The organism is Streptomyces sp. ML-6 (genome assembly GCF_030116705.1).
GTDB lineage: Bacteria > Actinomycetota > Actinomycetes > Streptomycetales > Streptomycetaceae > Streptomyces.
Window position 1 is genome coordinate 5,453,437 of record NZ_JAOTIK010000001.1, and the last position, 25,054, is coordinate 5,478,490.

Genomic DNA, 25,054 nt, shown 5'->3' on the forward strand with positions numbered 1-25,054 from the left:
TGCACGGGGTTTAAGGGATGCATGGGGCGAATGGGGGTGTACGGGTCTACGGGGCCCCCGACGACCGGCTGCCGGTGCCTCGCCCGGCGGCCCGCCCGCTCCGAGGTGCCCGGTCGCGCAGGACGAGCAGGGTCCAGCCGTGTCCGGCCGGGTCGAGCGGTCGGGTCGCGGCGGTGAAGAGTTCCGCGGCCCGACGGTAGGAAAGCCGCCCCCGGCCGGTCACCGGGCACCGGTCGGCCGCGGCCGTACCGGTGGGCGCCCGCCGGTCGGTGACGAACACCGGCCCCGCAGTACGCCCGGCCAGCAGCATGGGCAACAGGCGCGCCGTGCCCGGCCCCCAGCGCAAGGGGCCCGGTGCGCTCTCCTTGGTGCGTCGGCCGGGCAGGTCGAGGTGGTCGATGTCGAGGGCGAGCACCTGCTCGACGCCGGCCCGCGACTCGTGGAGGAGGTGCCACAGCGTCAACTCCCTGAGCGGAGCCCGTAGGGCCAGGGTGGCGCGGGCCCGGTCCGGAACGTCGACGGTCGACCCCGCGACCGCGGAAACGGAAGTACCGGCGGGGGCGGGCCCAGGGGCGGGACACGGCGTCGGCACTGCCAGTCCGGCGGCCGGATTCGCGGTGATCCAGCCCCGTGCCGACCACCACGCCGTGGCCGCCCGGAGGCAGGCCAGTTCGCGGTCCAGCGTGCGCGGTCGTGCGGTGTCGGCGCGGCCGGCCAGCCCCCGCCGCAGCCGCTCCGCCGCCTCCGGGGCGTCGAGCAGGGCAAGCGGAACGACGGGCGGACGGGCGCCCCTGCGCTCGCGGCCGGTCGGCGCCCGCCGGTCGACCAACGGCCAGGCCCACCCGAGCAGCGAGATGCGGTAGACGCGGCGGGAGGCGCTGCCGAGACCGGCCGCGGCGAGATAGCGGTCGACGGCGGCACCGTATTCCACCGGCGCCGGACGAAGTTCACCTGGGGCGTCGATCCGTTGTTCTTCCATCCCATCCTCCCGCAGTAAATAAGCTTCGTAATTACTCTCCCGCTCCTCCTCAACTGAGCCTACCACCAGGCATGTTGCAGTAAATGAAGGCTATTTACTGCGGTAATTCACGAGGAAGTAAAACTGCTCGCAAAAGACTCAACTTTCTTTCCGGAAACGCTTGTGGGAAATGGTTCGGCGGAGGAAGAGTGCGGACCCATGACGCTTCGTAACCGCTCTTCCGCCGTGCCCGGGATCCGGTCCGCCGCTCACCGTCTGCGCGTGCTGCGGCACTCGCGATTCCGCCGTTTCCTCGTGGGCCAGAGCACGTCGCTGCTCGGCTCCGGGATGAACACGATCGCCACGGCCTTCGTCGTACTGCAGTTGCCCGGTGGCGGGGTCGACGCCGTCGGCGCGGTGATGGCGGCCCGGATCCTCGCGGTGCTGGCCGTGCTGCTGCTCGGCGGCGTACTGACCGACCGGCTCGGGGCCCGTACGGTCATGCTGACGTCGGACCTGCTGCGGTTCGGCTCGCAGGGCGTGCTGGCCGTGCTGCTGTTCACCCACAGCGCGAGGGTGTGGGAAGTGGCCGTGCTGGCGATGGTCCTCGGGATCGGCGAGGGAGGATTCAGCCCGGGGCTGACCGCCCTGGTGCCCGGCCTCGTCCCCGAGGACGACCTCGCGGACGCCAACGCGCTGCTGCAGATCACCCAGGCGGTGACCTCGGTCGTGGGGCCGGGGCTGGCCGGCCTGCTCATCGCGGTCTCCGACGCGGGCACGGTGGTTGCCGTCGACGCGGTCAGCTACGGCGTGAGCGTCCTGGCCCTGGTCGGGCTGCCGCTGTCACGGCCGGCCGCGCCCCGGCGCGGGCTCCTCGCCGAACTGGGCCTCGGCTGGAAGGAGTTCACCTCCCGCACCTGGCTGTGGGTCACGACCCTGCACATCAGCCTCTTCAACTTCTTCCTCTGGGCCCCGTTCCTGGTGCTGGGGCCGATGCTCGCCCAGCAGCGGCTCGGCGGCGCGAGGGCCTGGGGGCTGGTGCTGGCCCTGTACGGCGTCGGCTCGGTCGTCGGCGGCCTGGCGCTGCTCGGCCGGAACCCCGGCCGGGCGGTCGCCTGGTCCGTGGTCGCGTCCGCCGGCTGGGCCGTCCCGGTCGCCGCGCTGGCCGCCCGGGCGCCGCTGGCCTGGGTGGCGACCGCCGCACTTGTCGCGGGAGGCGGTGCGGCGGTGTGCAGCGCCCTCATGGCGACCGTCATCCAGCGCGAGATCCCCGTCGAGGCCCGCGGCCGCATCGGCGCCTTCGACAGCCTGGGCGCCTTCGCCCTGGGGCCGCTCGGCCTGGCACTGGCCGGGCCGGTGTCGGGCGTCGTGGGCGTGGACCGGCTCCTGGGGTTCGGGGTGCTGTGGCAACTGGCCGCGGTCGCGGTGGTGTTGGCACTCCCGTCCGTACGGAGGCACGACGCGAAGCGGCCGGTGTGAGCGCCCTCGGCACCCGACCCACCGGAACGGCCGGGTCCGCGCCCCACGAACCGCGCACGGACTGCACCTCCACACCCCCCGCCCACGGCGCCCCCGTTCCGCGACACACGCGATCGGGGGCCGCCGTGGTGCGGGTCAGACGGTGGGAGCGGGCCAGGGGACGTCGGTCTCGACGGCGGCGGTGTAGTCGATGCCGGGCACGGAGAATCCGTAGAGACGACGGACCTCGTCGCTGAACCAGTCGAGGTCGGCGAGTTCGGTGATGCTCTCGCTGGTGGCGGTGGTCCAGCGCTCGGCGACGGCGTTCTGCACGGCCGGTTCGAGTTCCCAGGTGTCGAGACGGACCCGGCCCTCGTCGTCGGTGTCGAGGGGGCGGACACCAGTCAACTGGTCCCACAACTCCACCAGTTGACCGATCGGGGCCACCATGGTGTCGCCGAGGACGCCGCGCAGCAGCCCGACGTACAGGGCGATGCCGGGGATGGCGGTGGAGGACTGGGTGACGGCGGCGGCGTTGACCGAGGTCACGGCCCGGCCGCCCAGGGTCTTGCCGAGACGCTCGTCCAACGTGCGTGCGGTCTCCTCCAGATGGGACTTCGCGACGCCGATGGTGCCCTGCCGGTAGATCGCCCCGGTGAGCGGCGAGCCGATGTAGGACAGGGCGGCGGTGGTGAAGCCGTCGGCGAGCAGGGACCGGTCGGCCAGGAACGTGATCCAACGCTCCCAGTCGGCGCCGCCCATCACCGCCACGGTCTGCTCGATGTCGTCGCCCTCCGCCGGCGCGGTGGTGACCTCCTTCACCTCCGGGACGCCGTTCTCGTCGAAGGCGAGGGTCTTGGTGGTGTACGGCGAGCCGATCGGCTTGAGGACCGAGGCGTACACGTCACCGGTGTCCGGGTCGGTGCGCCGGGGCGCGGCCACCGAGTAGATCAGGTAGTCGAGCCGTCCCCCGAACCGCTCGACGAGGAGGTCGGCGACCTGCTCCTTCATCGTGTCGCTGAACGCGTCGCCGTTGAGGAAGACCATGTCCCGCCCGTGCTGCCGAGCGAGCCGGGCGGTGGCGGCGGTGCGATACCAGCCGGCCGTGCCGGTGCGCCGCGCGGGCGCCTTCTCGAAGCACACGCCGATGCCGCGGATACCGACCCGGGCCAGGCCCGCGATCGTGGCGGCCAGGCCGTACCCGGCGGACGAACCGATGACCAGGGCCACCGGCCCCTCGCCCTCGGCGGCGGCGACCGGGGCGGGGACGGCACGCCACATCTCGTCCACCAGCTGTCGGCAGCCGTCGGGGTGGGAGTCCAGGAACAGGAAACCCCGGCTCTTGGGCGCAATGACGCGTTCGCTCACGGTGTGGTGCCCCAGGTGTCGTCACGGACATGGACGCGGCGACCGCCTCGGCCGCCCCGTCCTGCAAGTCTGCGGCCGTGCGGAGGGACACGGCGGCCCCGACCGGCACAACGATGCCCGGCCGGGCTTGGAGGATTCCCACTAGCTCCAGCGGCGCAACACCGACCCCGCCGACCGGCGGAAACACCCGGATCGGCGCGGTCGGCAGAGCAGGCGGGCGCCGGTCAACGGACCCTGGGGACCGCCGCACAGAGGGACCAGGCGGCGGCGGTCACACCGAACAACTCGGGGCCGCAGGGCCGGTGGAGCCCCAGGAACGCCATCCCGACGACGAACGAGACGAGGCCGCACAGCGCGAGGGCGAGACGCAGGACGGGCTGCGCGCGGCGGAGCGCGGCGTACCGGAAACGGGAGCGAGCGGCCGCCTTGAGGCGACGCATGCGGCGTCGCTCCGCCCTGGCGGCCTCGTACGCCGTCCGCCGTTCGGCGACGTCCCGCTCGGCGGCGATCAGCAGTCGGTCGACGCGGGCGAGCGTCAGGGCGGGGCGGCGTCGGTGGGTGGTCATCCCGGTCTCCGTGAGAGGTGTCGTGTTCGGTGGCCTTCACCGGGTACGACGAGGGCCGGGCCCCGCAGTGGGAACAACCACTGCGGGACCCGGCCCGTACGCTTCGGCCTTCGTCGGAACGTCCCCGGACCTCCCCCGAGCATTCCGGGACCACCCCGACCGATCGGGCCTACGCCTGCCGAGGCTGCAGCCCCTCACCCGGAGCGGGCCGCAAGCCCGTTGCGGGACCTGCGGAAGCCGCGCTCCTGGTGGCGAAGACGGAGAAGTCCGGCTCGGGCCGCCTCAATCGGTCGAAACGGACGACAACGGCGTTGAGCAAGGCTGTGCACCATGAGATCGGCAGGCGGAGAAGGACAGTCAACACATGGGTTCCTTTCCTATGAATGGAGGCGGGATAGCCCCTCCCTCGGGCGTACGCTCCCGTCGCGCGGGCACATGGGAGCGCACACCCTGGGCAGCGGCTACGCCTCCTGTCCGAGACCGGGCCTGCGCCTTGCCACCTTCTCCCGGGCCCGCCCCAGGGCCTTGCGGACCGAACTGGGGGAGACGTCCATGAGCTCCGCAGCCCGCTCCGAGGTGAAGTCGAGCACCGAGGTGAGGAACACCGCCCGGTGCTCCATCGGCGTCAGCAGCACCTTGAGTTCGTCGCGGATGTCGGCGTAGTACACACCGGAGGCGTCGAGTTCGGCGTTCTCCCGGTCCTCCAGCACGGCGGTCCCGTCACCGACGAGGATCTCGGAACGGCGCTGGATGAGGCGGAGTTCGTCGACGGCGCAGTTGACGCACACCTGGCGCATGTAGGCATGGAGGTTGTCCACGGACCCGGCGTCCTCGCGCAGTCGCTTGGTCACCTTGGCGAAGGCGTTCTGCCAGACGTCCTCGACCAACTGGGAGCGATTGTGCTGCCCGAGCCGACGGGCGATCGCCGGAAAGTAGGTGGCCGATGCGCGGGCGAGGTCCTCCAGCTGTTCGTCGACCGTGCGGGGCGGTTTCCTGCCCATGCGCAACAGCTCCGGGATACGGCGCTGCTTCTGCGCCGGTAATACCCGCGTCGGTACGGATTCGGATGTCAAGGGGGCCTACCTCGGTTCCGTTCAGGGGCTTGATCCCGTTCGACGGGATGACGTTCGCGAGGCCGGCCACTGGGAACCCCCGGGCCGATTTTTTCCGGAACCAACGCGACCGATCCGGCAGGGGCGCCGAGGAGCCTGCCCCGAAGCCCACAGCGCTTTCACGCATCCGCCGCCATCACGCGCACCTGTGCCCGGGAGACGTACTGGACGAGCTGCCCGCCCCCGTCCGGACAGTGTGCCCCACCGGCCCCGTACGCCCCCGCCTGATGAGGCACTGGTGACGGGCCAGGTCGGTGACCTGAGGGGGGATCTTTCCTGCGGGGCGCTGACCTGGCCTTTTGCTGATGGCTGGCGAGGGGGCGCGACGGTCGCGACCGGGTGTCCTGCGGACCGGGTGCGGACTGACCGGACACCTGGATGACCAATTCCGAGGGGTGCCTGTAGAGGGTGTGGGGGGCGGGCAGTCAGGCGTCGGGGTCGACTTCGGGGTGCGTGAACCGCACGGGCTTGCCCAGCGACCGGGCATAGGCGATTTCGGCTCGGGTGCTGTCTCCGATGTAGTCGCCGACGACGAGCACTTCATCAGCGAGCCGGATCTTCGCCCGGTGCAGATCGTCGAGTCGAACCTTCAGCGCCTGGGCCTCGACAGGGTCGGGCCAGAGTTCGTGCGGCGACTTCAGGTCGCAACCCGGCTTGACGACAATCCTTCCGGCTTTGGTCTCCCGCAGATCGGCCTCGGTCATCTCGGCCATGAAGCGGGTGGAGCCGCAGATCACGACGATACGCGGGAGGCTCAGCCGCTTCTTCGCGTCGGCGAGTTTCTCCTCGGGGGTGAGCGGTTGCGGGGATGACATCGGTTCCTCCTGGTGATGTGGTCCAAGGGGGGCTTGCGGAGACGAGAACGAGGATGTCCGAGATCGCCTTGACTCCTCATGAAATGGAGTGGCGGACGCACGCGTGACAGGGTGACGATCTCTCGGTACTCGCTGATGGAGGGGCAGTTATGGGCGACATCGTTCCGAGGGAGCTCATCTCCCTCGCCGATGACGAGGGGAACAGTGTCACCGTCAACGTTCTGGGGCGTGATCCCAGGTGGGGCGCCGGACTCGACGCCGAGATCGTGGTCAGAACGCCCTTCGTGTCCGGGCGTATCGATTTGGTGCTGTCCGCCTCGAAACTGGCGAGCTGGGCGGATGCGCTGAACAGGCTCGACGCCGGCGAGGACGTCGCCTGGATGGAGTGGGACAGGGGGCCGTCCGTCTGGATCCAGCTCTGCGGCGAGCGTGACTGTCCGGAGGTGGTGGTGGAGGACGAGTCGGGTTCCATGGTCACCGTGAGAGTGCCGGTCGTCCCGCCGGACGACTGGATTGCAGATCACCAGCAGCGCTCGCACCGGGTGAGGGCGCACTGGGTTCCGATGCTGTCAGCGAGTTGAGCAACCGTCGCCAGCAGTATTGAGTGCGCATCCGAGAACGAGGAAGACTTCGTGGATGTCGTCGCGGATCTCCCGGCGGATCCGCAGGCGGCGGCACTCGTCGTCGGTCCGGCCCAGGTCGGTGGCTGCGAGGGCCGGGGCGGATTCCGCCGCCTCTTCCGCGTCCGCGGTGTGCGGAGGGGAGGGCCCAGTCCACCAGGACAGGTCCGGCAGCCTGCCTGTGGGTGGCGGAAGGCTTTCTTCTGCTGATGCCGTCTGCTGTTCGTGACGGGAAAACAGGACCGCACCCGGGCCGCCACGGACGCCGTGCTCGGCGGCCTGCGGACCGGGTGCGGGCAGGTCGACCAGACGATCGGAGAAATCGCAGGTCAAGCGGCTTGATCGAGGATCAGGCCTTCTTCGTCTCCCAGAAGATCTTGTCGATCTGGGCGATGTAGTCCAGCGCCTTCTGGCCCGTCGCCGGGTCCGTGGACGCCTTCGCGGCCGACAGGGCCTTCAGGGCGTCGTTGACCAGCTGGTGCAGCTCCGGGTACTTCTCGAAGTGCGGGGGCTTGAAGTAGTCGCTCCACAGCACCGAGATGTGGTGCTTGGCGAGCTCGGCGCGCTGCTCCTTGATGACCACCGCGCGGGCCCGGAAGTGCGGGTCCTCGTTGGCCTGGTACTTCTCCTGGACGGCCTTGACGGACTCCGCCTCGATGCGGGCCTGGGCCGGGTCGTACACGCCGCAGGGCAGGTCGCAGTGGGCGCTGACCTTCACCTTGGGGGCAAACAGGCGGGAAAGCATTGAGCTGTCCTTCCTCGTGATCGTCTTCTCAGGTGGGACATTACTCCGTGGGAGACGGGTTTTCGTGGGTGCCCCCGGGGGCTTAGGCCAAAAGTCCGGGGTGAGGATGAGACCAGTGGCCGAATGGACGGAACGCCGGATCAGGACGTTTTACTGAGGGAGCGGGGAGGTTCCGGAGAGATGCGGGAGGTGCCGGAGATGCCGGAGGTGCCCGGGACGGCGCAGGGGCGGGCCGGGCGTGTGCCGTTCCAGGTGGTGGAGGTGACCGGGCCGTCGATGGTGCCGACGCTCCATCACGGGGACTGGCTGCTCGTGCAGTACGGGGCGAGGGTGCGGCCCGGTGACGTGGTGATCCTGCGCCATCCGTTCCAGCAGGACCTGCTCGTCGTCAAGCGGGCCGCCGAGCGCCGGCGGGGCGGCTGGTGGGTGCTGGCGGACAACACCTTCGCGGGCGGTGACAGCACCGACTACGGGACGGTGCCGGAGGAGCTCGTGCTGGCCACCGCCCGGGTGCGCTACCGGCCGCTGAAGAAGGATCAGCGGTCGGTGCTGGGCGTGGTGGCCTGGGCCGTCTCCGCGTTGCGGCCGGTCTCGGCGGCGCGCTCCGTCTCCAGGCGTTTCCGGGCCCGGTAGGCGGCCACGTTGGCCCGGGTGGCGCAACGGTCCGAGCAGTAGCGGCGGGACCGGTTGGTGGAGGTGTCGAGGTAGGCGTTGCGGCACGGCGGCGCCTCGCACAGGCCGAGCCGGTCGACCCCGTACGAGGTGAGGTGGAAGGCGAGGCCCATCGCCGCGATGGCGGCGTACCCGGCCGTGGCGTTCGACGGGTGGTCGGCCAGGTGCATGTGCCAGTCCGGCTTGCCGTCCTCGTCCCGGGTCTCGTGCCCGGAGATCTGCGGGCTGACCGGGAACTCCAGCAGCAGTGAGTTGAGCAGGTCGACGGCGAGGGTCTCGTCGCCGCCGTCGGCCGCCTCGAAGACCGCGCGCAGCCGGGCCCGTACGGACCTGAAGCGGGTCACGTCCGAGTCGGTCGCCCGCCGGGCCGCCTGACGGTTGGGGCCGAACAGCTCCCGGACCGCCTCGACGGAGGTGAGGCAGTCCTTGTTGCGGGCCGGCTCCTCGGTGTTGACCAGGCGCACGGCATAGTCCGAGTAATAGGCCAGTTCCACTTGTAGTCCTTACGGCGACGGTCTAAGGTCGATGTGGCCAACGATGTAATGGGCTTCTACCTGCCCAGGGTATTACATGGAGGTTCTGGTGGTGGCGGAAACGACTGGTACGGACTGGCGGGCCTGGCAGGAGAGCTGGGACCGGCAGCAGGAGTGGTACATGCCCGACCGCGAGGAGCGGTTCCGGGTGATGCTGGACATGGTCGAGGCCTTCGTGGGGCCCCGGCCGAGGGTGCTGGACCTCGCGTGCGGTACGGGAAGTATTACGGACCGGCTGCTGAAGCGGTTCCCCGAAGCCACCAGTACCGGTGTGGATCTCGACCCGGCGCTGCTCACCATCGCGCGCGGGCACTTCGAGGGCGACGGGCGCGTCACCTTCGTCACCGCCGACCTCAAGGACCCGGAGTGGACGGGGCTGTTGCCGTACGACTCGTACGACGCGGTCCTCACCGCCACCGCCCTGCACTGGCTGCACACCGAGCCGCTCACCGCGCTCTACGGGCACATCGGCGGGCTCGTCAGGGACGGCGGGGTGTTCATGAACGCCGACCACATGATCGACACCACCACCCCCCGGATCAACGCGGCCGAACGCGCCCACCGGCACGCCGTCATGGACCGGGCCAGGGCCGAGGGCGCGCTGGACTGGGCCGACTGGTGGGCCCTGGCCGCCGAGGACCCGGCGCTCGCCGGGCCCACCGCCGAGCGGTACCGGATCTACGGCGAGCACGCGGACGGCGACATGCCCTCCGCGGACTGGCACGCCGAGACCCTGCGCAAGGCCGGATTCGGCGAGGCGCGGCCCGTCTGGGCCTCCCCCTCGGACACCCTGGTGCTCGCGGTGAAGTGAGGGACACCTCCGTCCGGCGGCCTGCCGATACGCCGGAGGGGCGGTACACCGGAGGGATGGTACGCCGGAGGGGCGGTACGGAATCGGTCCGTACCGCCCCTCCGTCCCCTGAAGCGCCGCTACAGCACCTTCGACAGGAAGGACTTCGTCCGGTCGTGCTGCGGGTTGGTCAGCACGTCGCGCGGGTGGCCCGCCTCGACCACCACGCCGTCGTCCATGAAGACCAGCGCGTCGCCGACCTCGCGGGCGAAGCCCATCTCATGGGTGACGACGACCATCGTCATGCCGTCCTCCGCGAGGTCGCGCATGACGTCCAGGACGTCGCCCACCAGCTCCGGGTCGAGCGCCGACGTCGGCTCGTCGAAGAGCATCAGCTTCGGCTCCATGGCCAGGGCGCGGGCGATGGCCACCCGCTGCTGCTGGCCGCCGGACAGCTGGGAGGGGAAGTTCTTCGCCTTGCCGGCCAGGCCGACCCGGTCCAGCAGCCGTTCGGCACGGGCCCTGGCCACGGCCTTGGACTCGCCCTTGACCTGGATCGGGGCCTCCATGACGTTCTCCAGCGCCGTCATGTGGGGGAAGAGGTTGAAGCGCTGGAAGACCATGCCGATGTCCCGGCGCTTCAGGGCGACCTCGCTGTCCTTGAGCTCGTACAGCTTGTCGCCCTTCTGGCGGTAGCCCACCAGGTCGCCGTCCACGTACAGCCGGCCGGCGTTGATCTTCTCCAGGTGGTTGATGCACCGCAGGAAGGTCGACTTGCCGGAACCGGATGGGCCGATCAGACAGAAGACCTCCCGCGGGGCGACCTCCAGGTCGATGCCCTTGAGGATGTGCGCGGCGCCGAAGGACTTGTGGACGCCCTCGGCCTTCACCATGGCGTTCATGCGGAGGCACCTCCCGTGCGGCGGTTGCTGAACGACGCGAGGTTGGCCCTGACCCGCTGCCACGGGGTGGGCGGCAGACTCCGCAGGCTGCCCCGGGCGTAACGACGCTCCAGGTAGTACTGACCCACGCTGAACACACTGGTCATCACGATGTACCAGATCGAGGCGACGAAGAGCATCTCCATCACCGCGTAACTGGTCGAACCGATCTGCGAGGTGGAGCGCAGCAGCTCGTTGTACGTGACCGCGTACACCAGCGACGAGGTCTTCAGCATGTTGATGAACTCGTTGCCGGTCGGCGGGATGATCACCCGCAGCGCCTGCGGGAGCACCACGCGGCGCATGGTCTTCGCCTGCGTCATGCCCAGCGCGTGCGACGCCTCGGTCTGGCCCTCGTCCACCGACTGGATGCCGGCCCGGCAGATCTCCGCCATGTACGCGGCCTCGTTGAGGCCGAGACCCAGCAGGGCGCACATGAACGGCGTCATCACGTCGGTCATCTCGTCCTTGTAGATGAACGGGATGTTCAGGATCGGGAAGATCAGGGCCAGGTTGAACCAGAGCAGCAACTGCACGTATACCGGTGTGCCGCGGAAGAACCAGATGTAGAGCCAGGCGACCCAGCTCGTGACGGGGTTCTTCGAGAGCCGCATCACCGCGAGGAGCACGCCCAGCGCCACGCCGAGGAGCATCGCCAGCACGCTGATCAGCAGGGTGCGGCCCGCCCCGGCCAGGACGGTCTCGTCGAAGACCTTGTCCCGGACGGCCTGCCACTGGATGTTGCCCTGCGAGAAGGCGTACACGAGGGCGGCGAGGAGCGCGAAGACAACGATGCCACTGAGCCAGCGGCCGTAGTGCCGTACCGGAATGGCCCGGATGGCCTCCGGTGCGACCGAGGGTGCCTTGGAGACGGGTGAGGTGACGGGCGACGGAGCGCCGGGCACCTTGTCGAACTTGTCAGTCATGGAGACTGCCCTTCGCTGGGAAGCCGGTCACTTGCCGCCGTTGATGGCGGCCTTGTCGATCGCCCCCGTGCCCGCGCCCCACTTGTCGAGCACCTTCTTGTAGGAGCCGTCGGCGATGATCGCGTCCACGGCTTCCTTGAGCACGTCGCGCAGTGCGGTGTTGTCCTTGCTCACGGCGATGCCGAACGGGCCGGCGTCCACCTGCTCGCCGACGACCTCGAAGTCCTTGCCGCCGCCGGACTTGCGGGACAGGTCGAGCGCGACCGGGTAGTCGTTCACCCCGGCGACCGCGCCGCCGGACTTCACCCGGGTCTGGGCCTCGGTGTCGTTCTCGAACGACTCGATGTCGACGGCCTTCTTGCCGGCCGCCTCGCACGCCTTGGACTGCTTCTTCAGGGTCGCCTCGTACGTGGTGCCGCGCTGGACCGCCGTGGTCCTGCCGCACAGGTCCTCGATGGACATGATGCCCTCGGGGTTGCCCTTCTTGGTGTAGACGGCGGTGCCGGCCAGGAAGTAGTCGACGAAGTCGACGCCCTTGCCGAGCTTGTTGCCCTTCTCGTCCAGGCCCTCCTGGCGCTGCTTGTTGTCCGTGATGGACGACATGGCGATGTCGTGGCGTCCGGTGTTCAGCGCGGTGATCAGCCCGTCGAAGGAGCCGGAGGTGAACGTGAACCTCACCCCCAGCTGCTTGCCGAGGGCCTCGGCGAGATCGGGGTCGACCCCGACGATCTTGCCGTTCTCCACCGACTCCATCGGGGCGTACTCGGCATTCGTGCCGACTTTGATGACGCCGGACTTCTGGTACTTCTCGGGCAGCTTGTCGAAGAGCGGGGCGCTGTTCCTGGAAGTGGTCTCTCCGCCGGTCTTCGTCGACCCGCTGTTGGTCTGATCGCCACAGGCGGTCAGCAGCATGGTGCCGGCGACCGCGATGGTGCCGGCCGCTGCAATCCGGTGTTTCGCAGGCGTACGACGAGTGGTGCGTGCGGTCATGATCAGGTTCCTCCGGCAGTTGTGCGTAGTGTTGCCAGGCAGTGCAAGACACACGACGTCGGATGTCGCCGCCCTGTGTGATTAGGGCATCTTGCCATTCGGACTAGCCCATTCAGGGGGCCTGTCATGTCAAAATCGGATAACGGGCGAACCCTGAACATCAAGGTCCGAGGCGCTCGCGCCGGACCATCTCCGGGGTTTCCCTGCCCGCACCGGAGGATCTGTGGCGCGTCTCGGCAGGTGGACGCTTTTTCGTCGCTTGTTCTACTTGTCCTGATATTCGACTATGAGCCACGTCACCGCACCGTTATGAACTCGTCCGTAATGCGGTCCGTCCGGTAAGAAAGACGTTTACACCCCTCATCCGGGGCTCAGGGCGCGTGTGCGGCGCGCCCGCGCGTATGTATTTCCCCCTGCCGGGGCGGGCCAACCGCCGGTGCAGGGCACGTACGCGGTGCCCGCCCACCCCTCCTCAACCAGGAGTGGCCACCCTCAAACGATGAAGACTTAAGGGGTCAACACCATGGCAGCGGAGATCGTCAATCCTCGCAGCGACAGCACCACCGACAGCACCACCGATGAGCCGTTCGATCCGGCCTTCGCGCTCCACCGCGGCGGGAAGATGGCCGTGCAGGCCACCGTCCCGATCCGCGACAAGGACGACCTGTCCCTCGCGTACACCCCCGGCGTCGCCAAGGTGTGCAGCGCCATCGCCGAGAGCCCCGAGCTGGTCCACGACTACACCTGGAAGTCGCAGGTCGTCGCCGTCGTGACGGACGGCACCGCGGTGCTCGGCCTCGGTGACATCGGACCCGAGGCCTCCCTCCCGGTGATGGAGGGCAAGGCGATCCTCTTCAAGCAGTTCGGCGGCGTGGACGCGGTGCCGATCGCGCTCGCGACCACCGACGCGGACGAGATCGTCGAGACCGTCGTCCGGCTCGCGCCGTCCTTCGGCGGGGTCAACCTGGAGGACATCTCGGCGCCGCGCTGCTTCGAGATCGAGCGCAAGCTCCAGGAGCGGCTCGACATCCCGGTCTTCCACGACGACCAGCACGGCACCGCGGTCGTGACGCTCGCGGCGCTGCGCAACGCCGCGAAGCTGTCCGGCCGCAGCCTCGGCGACCTGCGCGCGGTGATCTCCGGCGCGGGCGCGGCCGGGGTGGCCATCGCCAAGTTCCTGCTGGAGGCGGGGCTCGGCGACGTCGCCGTGGCCGACCGCAAGGGCGTCGTCAGCCGGGACCGCGAGGACCTGACGGAGGTCAAGCGGGAGCTGGCCGAGATCACCAACCGGGCCGGGATCTCCGGCACGCTGGAGAGCGCGCTGGCCGGCGCGGACGTCTTCATCGGCGTCTCCGGCGGCACGGTCCCCGAGGCGGCCGTCGCCTCGATGGCGCCCGGCGCGTTCGTCTTCGCCATGGCCAACCCGAACCCCGAGGTCCACCCCGACGTCGCGCACAAGTACGCGTCCGTCGTGGCGACCGGGCGGTCCGACTACCCCAATCAGATCAACAACGTGCTGGCCTTCCCCGGCATCTTCGCGGGCGCCCTCCAGGTCCGGGCCTCCCGGATCACCGAGGGCATGAAGATCGCCGCGGCGAACGCGCTGGCCGATGTCGTGGGCGACGAGCTGGCCGCGGACTACGTGATCCCGTCGCCGTTCGACGAGCGGGTGGCCCCGGCGGTCACCGCCGCGGTGGCGGCGGCGGCCCGCGCGGAGGGCGTGGCCCGGCGCTGAGCCCCGGACCTCCGCCCGGACCGCCGGCCGTCGGGTGCGGCGGGCCGGATGGCCGGGGGCCGGGGGATCCGGACGGAAGCCCCGGGGCGGGGTGTGGACGCGGGTGTGGGTGCCCGGTCGAGGAGTGTGGCCGCGGGCGGAAGAGTCCGCCCGCGGCGGACCCGTTCCGCACCCCGCCCTTTTCCGTGCCCGCGCCCGGGGCGGCACTTGTGCCCGGGGTCGCGCCCGTGCCCGTACTCGCACTCGTCGGTACGGCGGCGGCATGCCTGCGCGGGGAGGGTGCGCGGTGCGCGTCACACCCGTGGCCGGTTACGCCGGCCCGCGCCCCGGCCTATCGTCGGGGCCATGTTCGCCGCCTACGCATCCCGCATCGACCGCGACCACCCCCTCAACGGCCTCGAGCTGGGTGAACGCCCCGCCCCCGAGGCGCGGCCCGGCTGGACCACCGTCGACGTACGGGCCGCCTCCCTCAACCACCACGACCTCTGGTCCCTGCGCGGCGTCGGCCTCGCGGAGGACAAGCTGCCGATGATCCTCGGCTGCGACGCCGCCGGGGTCGACGAGAACGGCAACGAGGTCGTCCTGCACTCCGTCATCGGCCAGAGCGGCCACGGCGTCGGACCGGGGGAGCCCCGCTCCATCCTCACCGAGCGCTACCAGGGCACCTTCGCGGAGCGGGTCACCGTCCCCAGCTGGAACGTGCTGCCCAAGCCGAAGGAGCTCACCTTCGAGCAGGCCGCCTGCCTGCCGACCGCCTGGCTCACCGCGTACCGGATGCTCTTCACCAACGCGGGGGTGCGCCCCGGCGACTCGGTCCTCGTCCAGGGGGCCGGCGGCGGCGTCGCCACGGCGGCGATCGTGCTCGGCCGGGCGGCCGGACTGCGGGTCTACGCCACCAGCCGCGACGAGGCCAGGCGCCGGCGCGCCGTCGAGCTCGGCGCGACCGAGGCGTTCGAACCGGGCGCGCGACTGCCGCAGCGCGTGGACGCGGTCATCGAGACGGTCGGGGCCGCCACCTGGTCCCACTCGGTGAAGTCGCTGCGCCCCGGCGGCACGATCGTCATCTCCGGTGCGACCAGCGGCGACCGGCCCTCGCACGCCGAGCTGACCCGGATCTTCTTCCTGGAGCTGAAGATCGTCGGCTCGACCATGGGCTCCAAGGACGAGCTGGAGGACCTGCTGGCGTTCTGCGCGACGACCGGGGTGCGGCCCGTCATCGACGAGGTGCTGCCGCTGGACCGAGCCCGCGAGGGCTTCGAACGGCTGGAATCGGGCGACCAGTTCGGAAAAATCGTGCTCACCTGCTCTTGAGGTGTCCGGGGTGAGCTGCTCTGATCTGCGCCATGCGAATACGGACGCGGATACGGATGCGGCTGCGAATGGGCAGCGTACTCACCTCGATCGTCACGTCGTTCGTGCTCGCGGCGGGGGCACTCGCCCCCGCCGCCGACGCACGTCCCGCACCACCGAAACCGGCATCGGCCCCGGCCCCGGCCTCCGAACGGGCCGGCATCCCCCGCCTCACCGACGACGCCGGGCGCACGCTCACCCTGCGCGGCTGGAACGTCGAGGACAAGGCGAACAGCGGTGACCGGGCACTCACCGCCATCACCGAGAAACACTTCCGCGACCTGCGGGCCAAGGGCTTCAACTTCGCCCGGCTGCTCTTCTTCTGGGACGACCTGGAGCCGCGCCGGGGCCACTACAGCGCCGAGTACCTGCGCCGGATCGACCGGATCCTGGACTGGGCGCGGAAGTACGACATCCAGGTGCTGCTCGACGCCCACCAGGACGTGTTCGGCCCGGCGTTCGGCCACCGCGGCATCCCCGCCTGGGCGACCCGCACCGACGGGCTGCCCTTCACACCGAACCCCGACGACTGGTTCTCGGAGTACTTCGAACCCGCCGTCCAGCGCGCCTTCACCCACCTCTACGAGGACCCCGACCTCCAGCGCGCCCAGGCCCGGATGTGGCAGGTCGTCGCCGAACGGTTCCGCAACCACCCCGCCGTGCTCGGCTACGACCTGATCAACGAGCCGATGGGGGAGCTGCGCGAGGGCGAGGACCTGCCGACGGCCGCCCGCCGCATCGAGGCCCGGCAGCTCACCCCGATGTACAACCGGCTGGCCCGCGCGGTCCGTTCGGTCGACCGCACCAACTGGCTGTTCGTCGAACCCACCCCCATCGTCGGCGAGGGCGTGCCCACCGGCCTGGGCGCGATCAGGGACCACCGGACCGTCTACGCCCCGCACTTCTACAACACCGCGATGGAGGCGGGCGCCGACTACGACCCGTCGGCCGGCTGGATCGAGTCGTACGAGGCGGCCGTCACCGCCTACCCACGACAGCGGCGCGTCCCGATCGTCGTCGGGGAGTGGGGCCCGCTGAACAACAGGCTGCCGATGATGGGCCGTTTCTACCGGGACGCGATGGCCTCCCTGAGCCGCTACACCTCGGGCTGGGCGGGCTACGTGTGGTGCTACGGCGGGGGCTACTGCGCCCTGGACGAGAGCGGCGCCTTTGCGGCCAACAAGGAACGGACCGTCACCCCGTACGCGCCCGCCGTCGCCGGAACCGTCCACTCCGACACGTACGACGACACCGGCCGCACCTACCGGCTCGTCTACACGGCGGGCCGCCGGGGCGTCACCGAGATCTCGCTGCCGGCGGAGGCGGGGAGGTGGCGGATCTCCGTGCGCGGGCGCGCCGAGGTCCGCAGGCACGGCGACGAGGTGCGGGTCCGGGCCCGTGCGGGGGAGCGCATCACGGTCACGGCGACCGGGACGGCCCCCGGCCGCACGGAGCGCTGAGCACGCCCCTGTCGGCCTTCCTCGTCCGGCGCACTCCCCTCCTGTCAACTACGGTTGACATGAGGGGAGTGTCAACCTAGATTGACAGCATGACCGAAGCGACGGATCTCGCCGCGCGCGCAGGCGACCGCGACCCCCGGGTGGGGCTGCGGGCGGTCGCCGCGCTGCGCCGACTGCTGGAACAACTGGAAGCCGTACAAGTCAGGAGCGCCCGGGTGCAGGGCTGGTCGTGGCAGGAGATCGCGGCCGAACTGGGCGTCAGCCGACAGGCCGTGCACAAGAAGTACGGGAGGCATTGATGTTCGAACGCTTCACCCGGGGCGCCCGGGAGACCGTGACCGGCGCCGTGGCCCACGCCGAACGGACCCGCGCCGAATCGATCACCGAGGAACACCTGCTGCTCGCCCTGCTGGACCGGCAGGACGGCCGGGCCGGCTTCGCCCTCGCCGCGCTCGGCCTGACCGACCGCCGCGCCTCCGTCGAGGCCGATCTGGCCGAGGCGCGCCGGCGCGGCGGGCTGACCCGGGCCGACACGGAAGCGCTCGCCGGACTCGGCATCGACGTGACCGAGGTCGTCGCCCGCGTCGAGGAGGCCCATGGGGAGGGGGCATTGGACCGGGGCAGGAGGCGCGGCACCGGGCGCCGCCCGTTCACCCGCGGGGCGAAGGACGTCCTGGCGAGGTCGCTGCGGATCGCGACGGGACGCAAGGACCGTTCCATCGGCGACGAACACATCCTGCTGGCCCTGACCGCCTGCCCCGGCGTGGCCGCCGACGTGCTGGCCGCGCACGGCGCGACGTACGAGACGGTGGACCGCGCGCTGTACGGCGCCGGGGGCACGGACGGCGGCACGGGCACCTGGAGGAAGGCGGGCTGAACCGCGGGCGGGGCGGGGAGGGCGTACACCCCTCCCGCCCCGCCCGCCGGTCAGTGCTTCTCGGCGTCGCCCTTGCTGTGGCCGTCGTTACCCGTCGCTCTCGTCGCCTTCGTGGTCCTTCCGCAGCAGCGCGTCGATGTGCGCCGCCGCCGTCGACAGGTGACGACGGGCCTCGGCCACCTGTTCCGCCGTGACCCCCCGGTCCCTGGCGGCATCACGGATGTCGTCGCGGAACCGGTCGAGCAGGCGGTCCAGGTCGCGGGCCGGGTCGCCGGTCCGGGCGGTGTCCCGGCCCCAGTCGGGGTCGGCGTCGGCGGGCTCCGGCTTGATGTACGGGGGCCACGTGCCCGTCCTGGCGAAGCCGCCCAGCTGACCGGTGATCTCGGCCAGCCCCTCCCGTACGCCCGAGGGCCAGTCGCCCCGGGCGAAGTGCTCCTGCACCTGGCGGGCGGCGTTCTGCATCTGCTCGCGCGCCCGCTCCTGGGCCTCCTTGGCCTGGCGCCGGGCCTTCTGGGCGTCCTCCCGGGCGCGGCGGGACTCGTCCTTCGCCCGGCGGGCCTGCTCCTTCCACTCCTGCTTGGCCTTGCGCAGCTCCTCCTTCGCGACCCGCCACGCCTCCTTGTCGCCGAGGTCGCCGAAGTCCCCGAGGCCGCCGAGGTCGCCGAAGTTCCCGAAGTTTCCGAAGGGGGACTCCCGGTCGCCCCCGGTGCCGGTTCCGGAGCCGGTGTGCCTGGTCTCGCGCGCGGCGGCCCGCATCTCGCTGCGCAGCTTGCCGGCGGCGCCGCGCACGTCGTCCCGTATCTCGGCGGCCAGTTCGGAGACCGAGTCCCGGATCTCCAGCTCCAGATCGGCCAGTTCGCCGGTGCGGTCGGCCAGTTCGGCGCGGCCCGCGTCGGTGATCGAGTAGACCTTGCGCCCGCCCTCGGTGGCATGGGTGACGAGGCCCTCGGCCTCCAGCTTGGCGAGGCGCGGGTAGACCGTGCCCGCCGAGGGGGCGTACAGCCCCTGGAAACGTTCCTCCAGCAGCCGGATCACCTCGTAGCCGTGCCGGGGGGCCTCGTCGAGGAGCTTCAGCAGATAGAGGCGGAGACGGCCGTGGGCGAATACGGGGGGCATGTCAGAGCACCTTTCCGGTCGGCTCGGCGGCGTACGGGTCGTCCTCGCTCGGCGGGCGGCGCAGCAGGGCGATCGATCCCGAGAGGGTCGTGGCCCGCAGTTTGCCGGTACCGGCGCCCAGCGTGCCGGTGATCTTCTTCGTGCCCCACTGGCCGCTGACCCGCAGGTCCTCGAAGCCGTTGGAGACGGTACCGCTCGCGGTGTTGGCCTCGACCGTCGCGTCCGCCGGGTGCGGCAGCCGGATGGCCACCCCGCCGGAGACGGTGGTCAGCCGGATGTCCGTGGGGTCCCCGCCCGGGTCCAGGTCCAGCACCATGTCGCCGCTGACCGAGTCCGCCCGTACCGAGGTGCCCGCGCCCTCGACGACCGTCAGGTCGCCCGAGACCGAGTGGAAGCGCAGCTCGCCGGTGACCGCCTGGGCCTCCACGTTCCCGGACACGGTCTCGGCCCGGACCGGGCCCGTGAGCCCGACGAGCGTGGTGTCGCCGGTGATGCTCCGCACCTCCGCGCGTCCGCGGAGCCCGGACACGACGGCCCCGGCGCCGACCACCCCGACCTCCACCGCCGAGCCGGCCGGTACGGCGAGCGAGACGACCGCGCTGCGGCGCCGGCCCTTGGGGTCGAGCCACTTGAGGAAGTTGTGCCAGGGCAGGTCCTCGTACGCGACCGTGAGCGTGCCGCCCTCCCGGGTCACGGTCAGCGGCGGGCCCTCGACGTCGGAGATCTCCAGCCGGGCGGTCGGGTCGTCGGTGCCGACGACGTTGACGGTGCCCCCGACGATGCGCACGTTGAGCGACGTCACGGGGTCGTCGAAGGTCAGTTTCCGGGGCTCGGCGATGGCCCATGACGACACAGGCATGGATCTGACCTCCAAGGAACACGGAATGACGCAACATATCGCGTCTCTTGTTGGAGACGATATATCGCGGTCCGGGGAAGTCAAGACGTGTCGCGATTCCGGTGCGAGCGCGGGTGCGAGTGCGGGCGCGGGTGGGGAGGCGGGCGCGGGTGGGGAGGCGGCGGCTGGGGCCTGTGACAGTGCGGACGGACGCGGGGCCGGACGCGGAGCCGGACGCGGGGCCGGACGCGGAGCCGGACGCGGGGCCGGACGCGGAGCCGGACGCGGGGCCGGACGCGGAGCCGGACGCGGGGCCGGGCACGGGGGCGGTGCGGAGCCGGTGGGCCGGGGCACGGCCGGGCGGGCCGTCGCGCTCGCGGTCGGTTCGGCGTGGCCGGTGCTCGCCCTGTGGTGGGACGGCGAGGGGCCGGCCGGCTGCTCGCGTCGGGTTTCCGCCGCCCGGTCGGTCACGGCCGGCGACCGGCTGTACGCGGCGGCCGGGGTGCCCCGGAGCGGAGCCGATCGTCCGACCGGGCCCGCGCGAGGGCGGTCGGGCCTTCGCGGGGGCGCTGCTGGTGCACGGAGCGCTCGGCCTCCTCGCCGCCCGCGGCGGACGCGAGGGGTCCGGGGAAGGGGAGGGGCGGGGGAGGCGGGAGCGGGCGGCGGGAAGGGCCGGCCGCGACGGCCGGACGCGTGAGAACCCGGGGGCGTCCCGGGCGGGTGGGGCCCGGGTGGGGACGGTTGTTACGAGGGGCTGTACGAGGGGTTACTCGTCGTCCTCGTCGTCGAGCCGGGCCAGCCAGGTCGCGAGGCGCTCGACCGGCACCTCGAAGTCGGGGTTGAGGTCGACGAACGTGCGCAGCTGCTCGGCGAGCCACTCGAAGGTGACCTCCTCCTCGCCTCGCCGCTTCTCCAGCTCCTCGATACCACGGTCGGTGAAGTACATGCGCCAAGCCTAATGCCTGGTGACGGCCCCGCGGCCCCGGCCCGGACCCGGTCCGGAGCCTGCTCGGACCCGGGCCGAAGGCCGCCCGCACCGCCCCCGCGTTCCGGCCCGCGCACTTCCTCGTGTCCCTCGCTTCGGGTGCGTACTGCCGTTAGCCTGCGGGTAGTTGGGGAACGGGGGTTTTTCATGGGCGACAGCGAGGCCCGTATCACGCGCATCGAGATGCCCGACGGCACGGAGGTCTGGGCGCGGATCTCCGGTGCGGAGGAGTTGGAGGAGCCTGCCGGACCGGCGGAGCCGGTGGCGTCGACGGGGCCGTCGTTCACGGACGTCGGGGCACACCCCGGGTCGGGGCCGTCCTTCACCGACATCCGGGCCGATCGGGGGCCGGACCGGATGGCGGACCGGGTGCAGGCCCGGGTCGAGAGTCTGCACGGCGTCGTGACCAGCGTCGCGCGTTCGCTCGCCGAGCCGCTGCGGTCCGTACGGGCCGACGAGGTCAGCGTCGAGTTCGGCATCGAGCTCACCGCGAAGGCGGGCAAGGTCGTCGGGCTCCTCGCGGACGGCGAGGCCAAGGGGTCGATCAAGGTCACCCTGACCTGGAACGGCGGCGGCCCGCCCGTCGATCCGTCGCCCCCCGCGCAGGTCCCGGCGCAGACGACCGGGCAGCTTGCCGCCCCGCCCGTACCGTCCGGCCCCGCGGCCGTCGTCCCGCCGCCCGTGCCCTCGACACCGCCCTTGATCGGCCCCCCGGCACCGGCACCGGAACCCGCGCCCGCGCCCGTCCCCGTACCCGCGTCGGCGTCCGGTGATCCGGACGCCGGTGAACCGGACGGTGACGATCCGTCCGCCGGGGCATCCACCGGCGCACCGGCGCACGCGAGCGGCACCGGGCCGGAGGACGGAAGCGGATCGTGACGCGGCCGCCGGGCGGGGGCGCGTGGCCCGGTCCGAACGGCGGGGAGTCCGCTCTGATGAGCCTCGTGAAGGACGCGACGGTGCGCATCCATCGTCCGGAGCCCGGGTATGCCCCTGGGGAATCCGGGGGCGACTTCCTGGGGAGCGGCTTCTTCATCGCCCCGAGCTGGGTCCTCACGTGCGCGCACGTGGCGTCGGAGGGGAGGGGGCGCCAGGTGGACGTGGTCTACAGGACGGCCCGCGGCGGCGAGGCCGTCACCGTCGGAGGCACCGTCGTGGCCGCCCTGCCCGAGGAGCGGCCCGCCACCGGCGGATGGCCGGCCCCCGATCTCGCGCTGATCCAGCTGCTGCGTCCCGTGGACCACCCCTGCGTGTACCTCAGCGAGCGTTCCGCAGGACTGAACCGCGGCGTGTACTACTTCGCGGGCTGGGCGGAGGGCGGGGCCGGGGCGCTCAAGCGGCTCGGCCGGGAGTGCCGGGTGGTGGGCTCCATCGACGACTGGTCCGACGGCGACGAGCAGATGCTGATCGAGGCGAGCCAGCTGTACCCGGGGATGTCCGGCGGCCCCCTCGTGGACCTGGCCCGCGGCGAGGTCGTCGGCGTCCTCAAGTCGCGCTCCGACGACGCCACCGGTGGCACGGTCATCGGCATCGAGCGACTGCGCACGCTCCCCGTGCCGGAGGCGGCGGCGACCGCCGAGTCCGACGACCCGTACCAGGCCGTGTTCCACGCCCACGACCGCTACCACGCCGACCGGCACGACAACCCCGTCTACGGCGAGGAGACCTGGGCGGACGTCCAACGGGACCTGGGCACCACGGCGGGCCCCGCCCTCACCCCGCAGCAGCGCGTCGACCTGCTCGGCCGGCTCGCCAAACTCCCGCCGCCGGTCAGCACCCGCAACCTCCTCGACATCCTCGGCGGCCTGGGCCACGTGTACCGGCCCGTCGGCGTCCCCGCCCCGCGCGGCTGGCGCGACGGGCTGGGCGTCCTCTACGACGCGCGCGAGGGCGACGAGGCGCTGAAGCTCGTCCTGCGCTACTGCATGGGCGTCATCGCCGCCGAGCGCCCCTACGCGGTGCCCTCCACCAAGCTCGCCGAGGAAGCCCTGTGGGACTGGGTGAAGGAGACGGCGAAGAACCGGCTCGGCCCGCCGTTCCGCCTGGAGATGACCAAGCTCCGGCACCGGGAACGGTACGACCCCGCCCAGGACGATCCGGCCCGGCACGGCCCGGCCTCGTACGACCCTGCCGGGGCCGGCCGGGAACACGGACACCCGGGGGAGGCCGAGCCGTCGGCCGACAGACCGGACGGACCCTCGGGGCCCGCGCCGTTCGTCCTGCTGAGCCTGCGGGCGCGCGCCTGGGAGCCGGACAGTTACGACTGGCGGATCGTGGCCTCCCCCTCCGGTCCCGCCGGCCAGGACGTGCCCATGACCGAGGACAGCCAGGGAACGGCGGTCGGTGACCTGCGGGGCAGGCTCGCCGCGCCCCTCACCGAGGCGTTCCGGCTGTGCGACGAACCCGGCAGCCCCGCCGTCCTCCAGGTCTCGGTGCCGCTCGCGCTGCTGGACCTGGAGGTCGAGGAGTGGCGGCTGCCGCCGGACGGACGGCCGCTCGGGGTCCAGCGGCCGGTGGTCGTCCGCTGCTCGGACGAGCGCCCCGAATTGTCCGACGACGGGTTCCGGGAACGCGAGGCGCGCTGGAACCGCACCCGCACCGGCCCGATGAGGGCCGCGGTCCTCGACTGCGCGGACGCGTTGCGGGTATCCGTACCCGCGGTGGCGGAACTGCGCGAACTGGGCTACGAGACCGTCCCGGTGCTCTGCCGGTACGGCGGAACCGGTGACGCGCAGAGCCTCGCGGGGTTCGTGCGCGTGCTCGACAGCGGCTTCGGCGTGGCCCTGTGGCGGCGGCCCGGATCCGAACCGGCCGCGGTCTGCACGGAGTTCCACCTCCGTGTCGGCGACACGGTCGCCGGCAGCCGGTCGGCCGAGCGGCTCCCGCGAAGGATCCATGAACTGAGAAAAGGGGTGTTCGCGGGGCAGGCGGAGACGTATTGGTCCCATGGGGTGGTGCTGATGTTCGACGACCCGCAACAACCGGCGTGCGACGCCGGTGAGTTGCTGCAAGCGCCGTGAACCCCCTTACGGCGTGTGTGCCGGATGACTACCGTGAAGCACGTTCGACTGCCGGCCCTGGCGGACGAGTGACGACGAGGAACACGTTATGAGTGAACCCAGCGAGTGGCTCATCTACCGAGGGGCCGGCGAACCGCACGAAGGCATCGAGCGGCTGCCTCCGCCGCCGCCCTGGCGGGACTTCGCGAGCCGTGGCGCGCCGGACCCGGACGAGGCGGACGGGGACGGCTCCGCCGACCGCCGGCTCGGCGGCCACCGGCACGTCGCGGAGCTCCACCGGCCGGGTGCCGAGGAGCTCGAAATGATCAATGCCGCGCTCTATCTGCGGCGCCCACTGCTGGTCACCGGCACCCCCGGCGCGGGCAAGAGCACCCTGGCCCACTCCGTCGCCCACGAGCTCGGGCTCGGCCGGGTCCTGCGCTGGCCGATCGTGAGCCGGACGACGCTGCTCGACGGGCTGTACCACTACGACGCGATCGCCCGGCTCCAGGACGTGCAGATCGCCGCGCACGGCGCCGCGGCGGGCACGGGCGGCGCCGACGTCGCCGGTGACGTCGGCAGCTACATCAGGCTCGGCCCGCTCGGCACCGCGCTGCTGCCCTCCGAACGGCCGCGGGTGCTGCTGATCGACGAGCTCGACAAGAGCGACATCGACCTCCCCAACGATCTGCTCAACGTGCTGGAGGAGGGCGAGTTCGGCATCCCCGAGCTGGAGCGGATCGCCGACCGGCTGCCCGACGGGGAGGCGGAGGTCCTCGACGACGACGGCAACAAGGTGAAGGTGCGCGGCGGCCGGGTGCAGTGCACGTCCTTCCCGTTCGTGGTGCTCACCAGCAACGGCGAACGGGACTTCCCGGCACCCCTGATGCGCCGCTGCATCCACCTGGAACTCGGCCGCCCCGACCACCAGCGCCTGGCCACGTTCGTCCGTGCCCACCTGGGCGACGAGGCGGCCCGCTCCGGGGACGACCTCATCGCCCACTTCCTGGAGCGGTCCCGCAGCGAACTCCTCGCCACCGACCAGCTGTTGAACGCGATCTACCTCACCGACGCCGCCGCCCCGGCGGGCCGCGACCGGCTCGCGGACCTGCTCATCCAGCGACTCGACCGGCCGAGGTGATGAGCCGATGACGGGCGCCGGGCCACGACACGGGCCGGACGGAGGGCACCACCCCGACG

Annotated in this window: 25 protein-coding genes; 12 read left to right on the plus strand and 13 right to left on the minus strand. The window is 71.5% G+C overall.

Annotated features, from left to right (window positions below; translation table 11 throughout):
- Nucleotides 1-46: 46 nt before the first annotated feature.
- Nucleotides 47-979: a hypothetical protein gene (locus OCT49_RS24305; RefSeq protein WP_283853946.1), complete on the minus strand. Its 933-nt coding sequence runs from the start codon at nt 977-979 to the stop codon at nt 47-49.
- A gap of 198 nt (nt 980-1,177) precedes the next feature.
- Between OCT49_RS24305 and OCT49_RS24310 the strand changes: the two genes are divergently transcribed.
- Nucleotides 1,178-2,437: an MFS transporter gene (locus OCT49_RS24310; RefSeq protein WP_283853947.1), complete on the plus strand. Its 1,260-nt coding sequence runs from the start codon at nt 1,178-1,180 to the stop codon at nt 2,435-2,437.
- 135 nt (nt 2,438-2,572) lie between these two features.
- Here OCT49_RS24310 and fabV read toward each other — a convergent pair whose 3' ends face one another.
- The 4 genes from fabV to OCT49_RS24330 form a co-directional block, all read right to left on the minus strand.
- Nucleotides 2,573-3,784: an enoyl-[acyl-carrier-protein] reductase FabV gene (gene fabV / locus OCT49_RS24315; protein ID WP_283853948.1), complete on the minus strand. Its 1,212-nt coding sequence runs from the start codon at nt 3,782-3,784 to the stop codon at nt 2,573-2,575.
- A 224-nt stretch (nt 3,785-4,008) separates the two neighbouring features.
- Nucleotides 4,009-4,350 carry a hypothetical protein gene (locus OCT49_RS24320; protein ID WP_283853949.1) on the minus strand — a complete coding sequence of 114 codons (342 nt, stop codon included), beginning with the start codon at nt 4,348-4,350 and terminating at the stop codon, nt 4,009-4,011.
- A 461-nt stretch (nt 4,351-4,811) separates the two neighbouring features.
- Complete coding sequence (locus tag OCT49_RS24325; protein WP_283853950.1) at nt 4,812-5,423, minus strand: RNA polymerase sigma factor; 612 nt, start codon at nt 5,421-5,423, stop codon at nt 4,812-4,814.
- 464 nt (nt 5,424-5,887) lie between these two features.
- Entirely contained in the window at nt 5,888-6,277 is a 390-nt protein-coding gene (locus OCT49_RS24330; protein WP_283853951.1) for a TIR domain-containing protein, read from the minus strand.
- Nucleotides 6,278-6,426: 149 nt separating this feature from the next.
- On the opposite strand from OCT49_RS24330, the gene OCT49_RS24335 reads away from it, so the two are divergent.
- On the plus strand, nt 6,427-6,858 hold the full coding sequence (locus tag OCT49_RS24335; protein WP_283853952.1) for a DUF5959 family protein: 432 nt from the start codon (nt 6,427-6,429) through the stop codon (nt 6,856-6,858).
- Between the two features lie 388 nt (nt 6,859-7,246).
- Here the strand turns inward: OCT49_RS24335 and sodN are convergent, their stop codons facing one another.
- Nucleotides 7,247-7,642 carry a superoxide dismutase, Ni gene (sodN, locus tag OCT49_RS24340; RefSeq protein WP_072483792.1) on the minus strand — a complete coding sequence of 132 codons (396 nt, stop codon included), beginning with the start codon at nt 7,640-7,642 and terminating at the stop codon, nt 7,247-7,249.
- Nucleotides 7,643-7,822: 180 nt separating this feature from the next.
- On the opposite strand from sodN, the gene sodX reads away from it, so the two are divergent.
- Complete coding sequence (sodX, locus tag OCT49_RS24345) at nt 7,823-8,275, plus strand: nickel-type superoxide dismutase maturation protease (RefSeq protein WP_283853953.1); 453 nt, start codon at nt 7,823-7,825, stop codon at nt 8,273-8,275.
- Here the strand turns inward: sodX and OCT49_RS24350 are convergent.
- Nucleotides 8,179-8,808: a CGNR zinc finger domain-containing protein gene (locus OCT49_RS24350; protein ID WP_283853954.1), complete on the minus strand. Its 630-nt coding sequence runs from the start codon at nt 8,806-8,808 to the stop codon at nt 8,179-8,181. The two genes, sodX and OCT49_RS24350, sit on opposite strands and share 97 nt — an antisense overlap.
- Before the next feature lie 91 nt (nt 8,809-8,899).
- Between OCT49_RS24350 and OCT49_RS24355 the strand changes: the two genes are divergently transcribed.
- Entirely contained in the window at nt 8,900-9,658 is a 759-nt protein-coding gene (locus OCT49_RS24355; RefSeq protein ID WP_283853955.1) for a class I SAM-dependent methyltransferase, read from the plus strand.
- Between the two features lie 119 nt (nt 9,659-9,777).
- Here the strand turns inward: OCT49_RS24355 and OCT49_RS24360 are convergent, their stop codons facing one another.
- Genes OCT49_RS24360 through OCT49_RS24370 form a run of 3 tightly spaced genes read right to left on the minus strand, consistent with a single transcriptional unit; the run spans nt 9,778 to nt 12,494 of the window.
- Nucleotides 9,778-10,539 carry an amino acid ABC transporter ATP-binding protein gene (locus OCT49_RS24360; RefSeq protein WP_283853956.1) on the minus strand — a complete coding sequence of 254 codons (762 nt, stop codon included), beginning with the start codon at nt 10,537-10,539 and terminating at the stop codon, nt 9,778-9,780.
- Nucleotides 10,536-11,504: an amino acid ABC transporter permease gene (locus OCT49_RS24365; RefSeq protein ID WP_283853957.1), complete on the minus strand. Its 969-nt coding sequence runs from the start codon at nt 11,502-11,504 to the stop codon at nt 10,536-10,538. The genes OCT49_RS24360 and OCT49_RS24365 overlap by 4 nt, the downstream gene beginning before the upstream one ends.
- Nucleotides 11,505-11,531: 27 nt before the next feature.
- The gene (locus tag OCT49_RS24370) at nt 11,532-12,494 is read right to left on the minus strand and encodes an ABC transporter substrate-binding protein (RefSeq protein WP_283853958.1); all 963 of its coding nucleotides are present in this window, start codon (nt 12,492-12,494) and stop codon (nt 11,532-11,534) included.
- 523 nt (nt 12,495-13,017) lie between these two features.
- Here OCT49_RS24370 and OCT49_RS24375 point away from each other — a divergent pair.
- From OCT49_RS24375 to OCT49_RS24395, 5 genes are all read left to right on the plus strand, one after another.
- On the plus strand, nt 13,018-14,229 hold the full coding sequence (locus OCT49_RS24375) for an NAD(P)-dependent malic enzyme (RefSeq protein WP_283853959.1): 1,212 nt from the start codon (nt 13,018-13,020) through the stop codon (nt 14,227-14,229).
- Between the two features lie 345 nt (nt 14,230-14,574).
- A complete protein-coding gene (locus OCT49_RS24380) occupies nt 14,575-15,540 on the plus strand; it encodes a zinc-binding dehydrogenase (protein WP_283853960.1) in 966 nt (321 codons plus the stop codon).
- 68 nt (nt 15,541-15,608) lie between these two features.
- Nucleotides 15,609-17,039, plus strand: coding sequence for a cellulase family glycosylhydrolase (locus OCT49_RS24385; RefSeq protein ID WP_283853961.1), 1,431 nt, complete (start codon nt 15,609-15,611; stop codon nt 17,037-17,039).
- A gap of 89 nt (nt 17,040-17,128) precedes the next feature.
- Nucleotides 17,129-17,338: a sigma factor-like helix-turn-helix DNA-binding protein gene (locus OCT49_RS24390; protein WP_014154112.1), complete on the plus strand. Its 210-nt coding sequence runs from the start codon at nt 17,129-17,131 to the stop codon at nt 17,336-17,338.
- Nucleotides 17,338-17,916 (plus strand): Clp protease N-terminal domain-containing protein, encoded by a 579-nt coding sequence (locus tag OCT49_RS24395; RefSeq protein WP_283853962.1) that lies wholly within the window; start codon nt 17,338-17,340, stop codon nt 17,914-17,916. The genes OCT49_RS24390 and OCT49_RS24395 overlap by 1 nt, the downstream gene beginning before the upstream one ends.
- Before the next feature lie 87 nt (nt 17,917-18,003).
- Here the strand turns inward: OCT49_RS24395 and OCT49_RS24400 are convergent, their stop codons facing one another.
- The 3 genes from OCT49_RS24400 to OCT49_RS24410 all read right to left on the minus strand — a co-directional run bounded on the left by OCT49_RS24400 (nt 18,004) and on the right by OCT49_RS24410 (nt 20,816).
- Nucleotides 18,004-19,032 carry a PadR family transcriptional regulator gene (locus OCT49_RS24400; RefSeq protein WP_283853963.1) on the minus strand — a complete coding sequence of 343 codons (1,029 nt, stop codon included), beginning with the start codon at nt 19,030-19,032 and terminating at the stop codon, nt 18,004-18,006.
- 1 nt (nt 19,033) lies between these two features.
- Nucleotides 19,034-19,891 (minus strand): DUF4097 family beta strand repeat-containing protein, encoded by an 858-nt coding sequence (locus OCT49_RS24405; RefSeq protein ID WP_283853964.1) that lies wholly within the window; start codon nt 19,889-19,891, stop codon nt 19,034-19,036.
- A gap of 745 nt (nt 19,892-20,636) precedes the next feature.
- Nucleotides 20,637-20,816: a DUF6104 family protein gene (locus tag OCT49_RS24410; RefSeq protein WP_003992906.1), complete on the minus strand. Its 180-nt coding sequence runs from the start codon at nt 20,814-20,816 to the stop codon at nt 20,637-20,639.
- Between the two features lie 186 nt (nt 20,817-21,002).
- Here OCT49_RS24410 and OCT49_RS24415 point away from each other — a divergent pair, with 186 nt between their 5' ends.
- The 3 genes from OCT49_RS24415 (at nt 21,003) to OCT49_RS24425 (ending at nt 24,995) form a co-directional block, all read left to right on the plus strand.
- Nucleotides 21,003-21,734, plus strand: a complete 732-nt coding sequence (locus OCT49_RS24415) for a CU044_2847 family protein (RefSeq protein ID WP_283853965.1) — start codon at nt 21,003-21,005, stop codon at nt 21,732-21,734.
- A gap of 56 nt (nt 21,735-21,790) precedes the next feature.
- Nucleotides 21,791-23,875 carry a VMAP-C domain-containing protein gene (locus OCT49_RS24420; RefSeq protein ID WP_283853966.1) on the plus strand — a complete coding sequence of 695 codons (2,085 nt, stop codon included), beginning with the start codon at nt 21,791-21,793 and terminating at the stop codon, nt 23,873-23,875.
- An 88-nt stretch (nt 23,876-23,963) separates the two neighbouring features.
- A complete protein-coding gene (locus tag OCT49_RS24425; RefSeq protein WP_283853967.1) occupies nt 23,964-24,995 on the plus strand; it encodes an AAA family ATPase in 1,032 nt (343 codons plus the stop codon).
- Nucleotides 24,996-25,054: the final 59 nt, after the last annotated feature.

Coding starts and splice junctions, on each gene's coding strand:
- OCT49_RS24305 (WP_283853946.1), bottom strand. CDS start 979: ATGGAAGAACAACGGATCGACGCCCCAGGTGAACTTCGTCCGGCGCCG.
- OCT49_RS24310 (WP_283853947.1), top strand. CDS start 1,178: ATGACGCTTCGTAACCGCTCTTCCGCCGTGCCCGGGATCCGGTCCGCC.
- OCT49_RS24320 (WP_283853949.1), bottom strand. CDS start 4,350: ATGACCACCCACCGACGCCGCCCCGCCCTGACGCTCGCCCGCGTCGAC.
- OCT49_RS24330 (WP_283853951.1), bottom strand. CDS start 6,277: ATGTCATCCCCGCAACCGCTCACCCCCGAGGAGAAACTCGCCGACGCG.
- OCT49_RS24335 (WP_283853952.1), top strand. CDS start 6,427: ATGGGCGACATCGTTCCGAGGGAGCTCATCTCCCTCGCCGATGACGAG.
- sodN (WP_072483792.1), bottom strand. CDS start 7,642: ATGCTTTCCCGCCTGTTTGCCCCCAAGGTGAAGGTCAGCGCCCACTGC.
- sodX (WP_283853953.1), top strand. CDS start 7,823: ATGCGGGAGGTGCCGGAGATGCCGGAGGTGCCCGGGACGGCGCAGGGG.
- OCT49_RS24360 (WP_283853956.1), bottom strand. CDS start 10,539: ATGAACGCCATGGTGAAGGCCGAGGGCGTCCACAAGTCCTTCGGCGCC.
- OCT49_RS24365 (WP_283853957.1), bottom strand. CDS start 11,504: ATGACTGACAAGTTCGACAAGGTGCCCGGCGCTCCGTCGCCCGTCACC.
- OCT49_RS24370 (WP_283853958.1), bottom strand. CDS start 12,494: ATGACCGCACGCACCACTCGTCGTACGCCTGCGAAACACCGGATTGCA.
- OCT49_RS24375 (WP_283853959.1), top strand. CDS start 13,018: ATGGCAGCGGAGATCGTCAATCCTCGCAGCGACAGCACCACCGACAGC.
- OCT49_RS24380 (WP_283853960.1), top strand. CDS start 14,575: ATGTTCGCCGCCTACGCATCCCGCATCGACCGCGACCACCCCCTCAAC.
- OCT49_RS24385 (WP_283853961.1), top strand. CDS start 15,609: ATGGGCAGCGTACTCACCTCGATCGTCACGTCGTTCGTGCTCGCGGCG.
- OCT49_RS24390 (WP_014154112.1), top strand. CDS start 17,129: ATGACCGAAGCGACGGATCTCGCCGCGCGCGCAGGCGACCGCGACCCC.
- OCT49_RS24395 (WP_283853962.1), top strand. CDS start 17,338: ATGTTCGAACGCTTCACCCGGGGCGCCCGGGAGACCGTGACCGGCGCC.
- OCT49_RS24400 (WP_283853963.1), bottom strand. CDS start 19,032: ATGCCCCCCGTATTCGCCCACGGCCGTCTCCGCCTCTATCTGCTGAAG.
- OCT49_RS24405 (WP_283853964.1), bottom strand. CDS start 19,891: ATGCCTGTGTCGTCATGGGCCATCGCCGAGCCCCGGAAACTGACCTTC.
- OCT49_RS24410 (WP_003992906.1), bottom strand. CDS start 20,816: ATGTACTTCACCGACCGTGGTATCGAGGAGCTGGAGAAGCGGCGAGGC.
- OCT49_RS24415 (WP_283853965.1), top strand. CDS start 21,003: ATGGGCGACAGCGAGGCCCGTATCACGCGCATCGAGATGCCCGACGGC.
- OCT49_RS24420 (WP_283853966.1), top strand. CDS start 21,791: ATGAGCCTCGTGAAGGACGCGACGGTGCGCATCCATCGTCCGGAGCCC.
- OCT49_RS24425 (WP_283853967.1), top strand. CDS start 23,964: ATGAGTGAACCCAGCGAGTGGCTCATCTACCGAGGGGCCGGCGAACCG.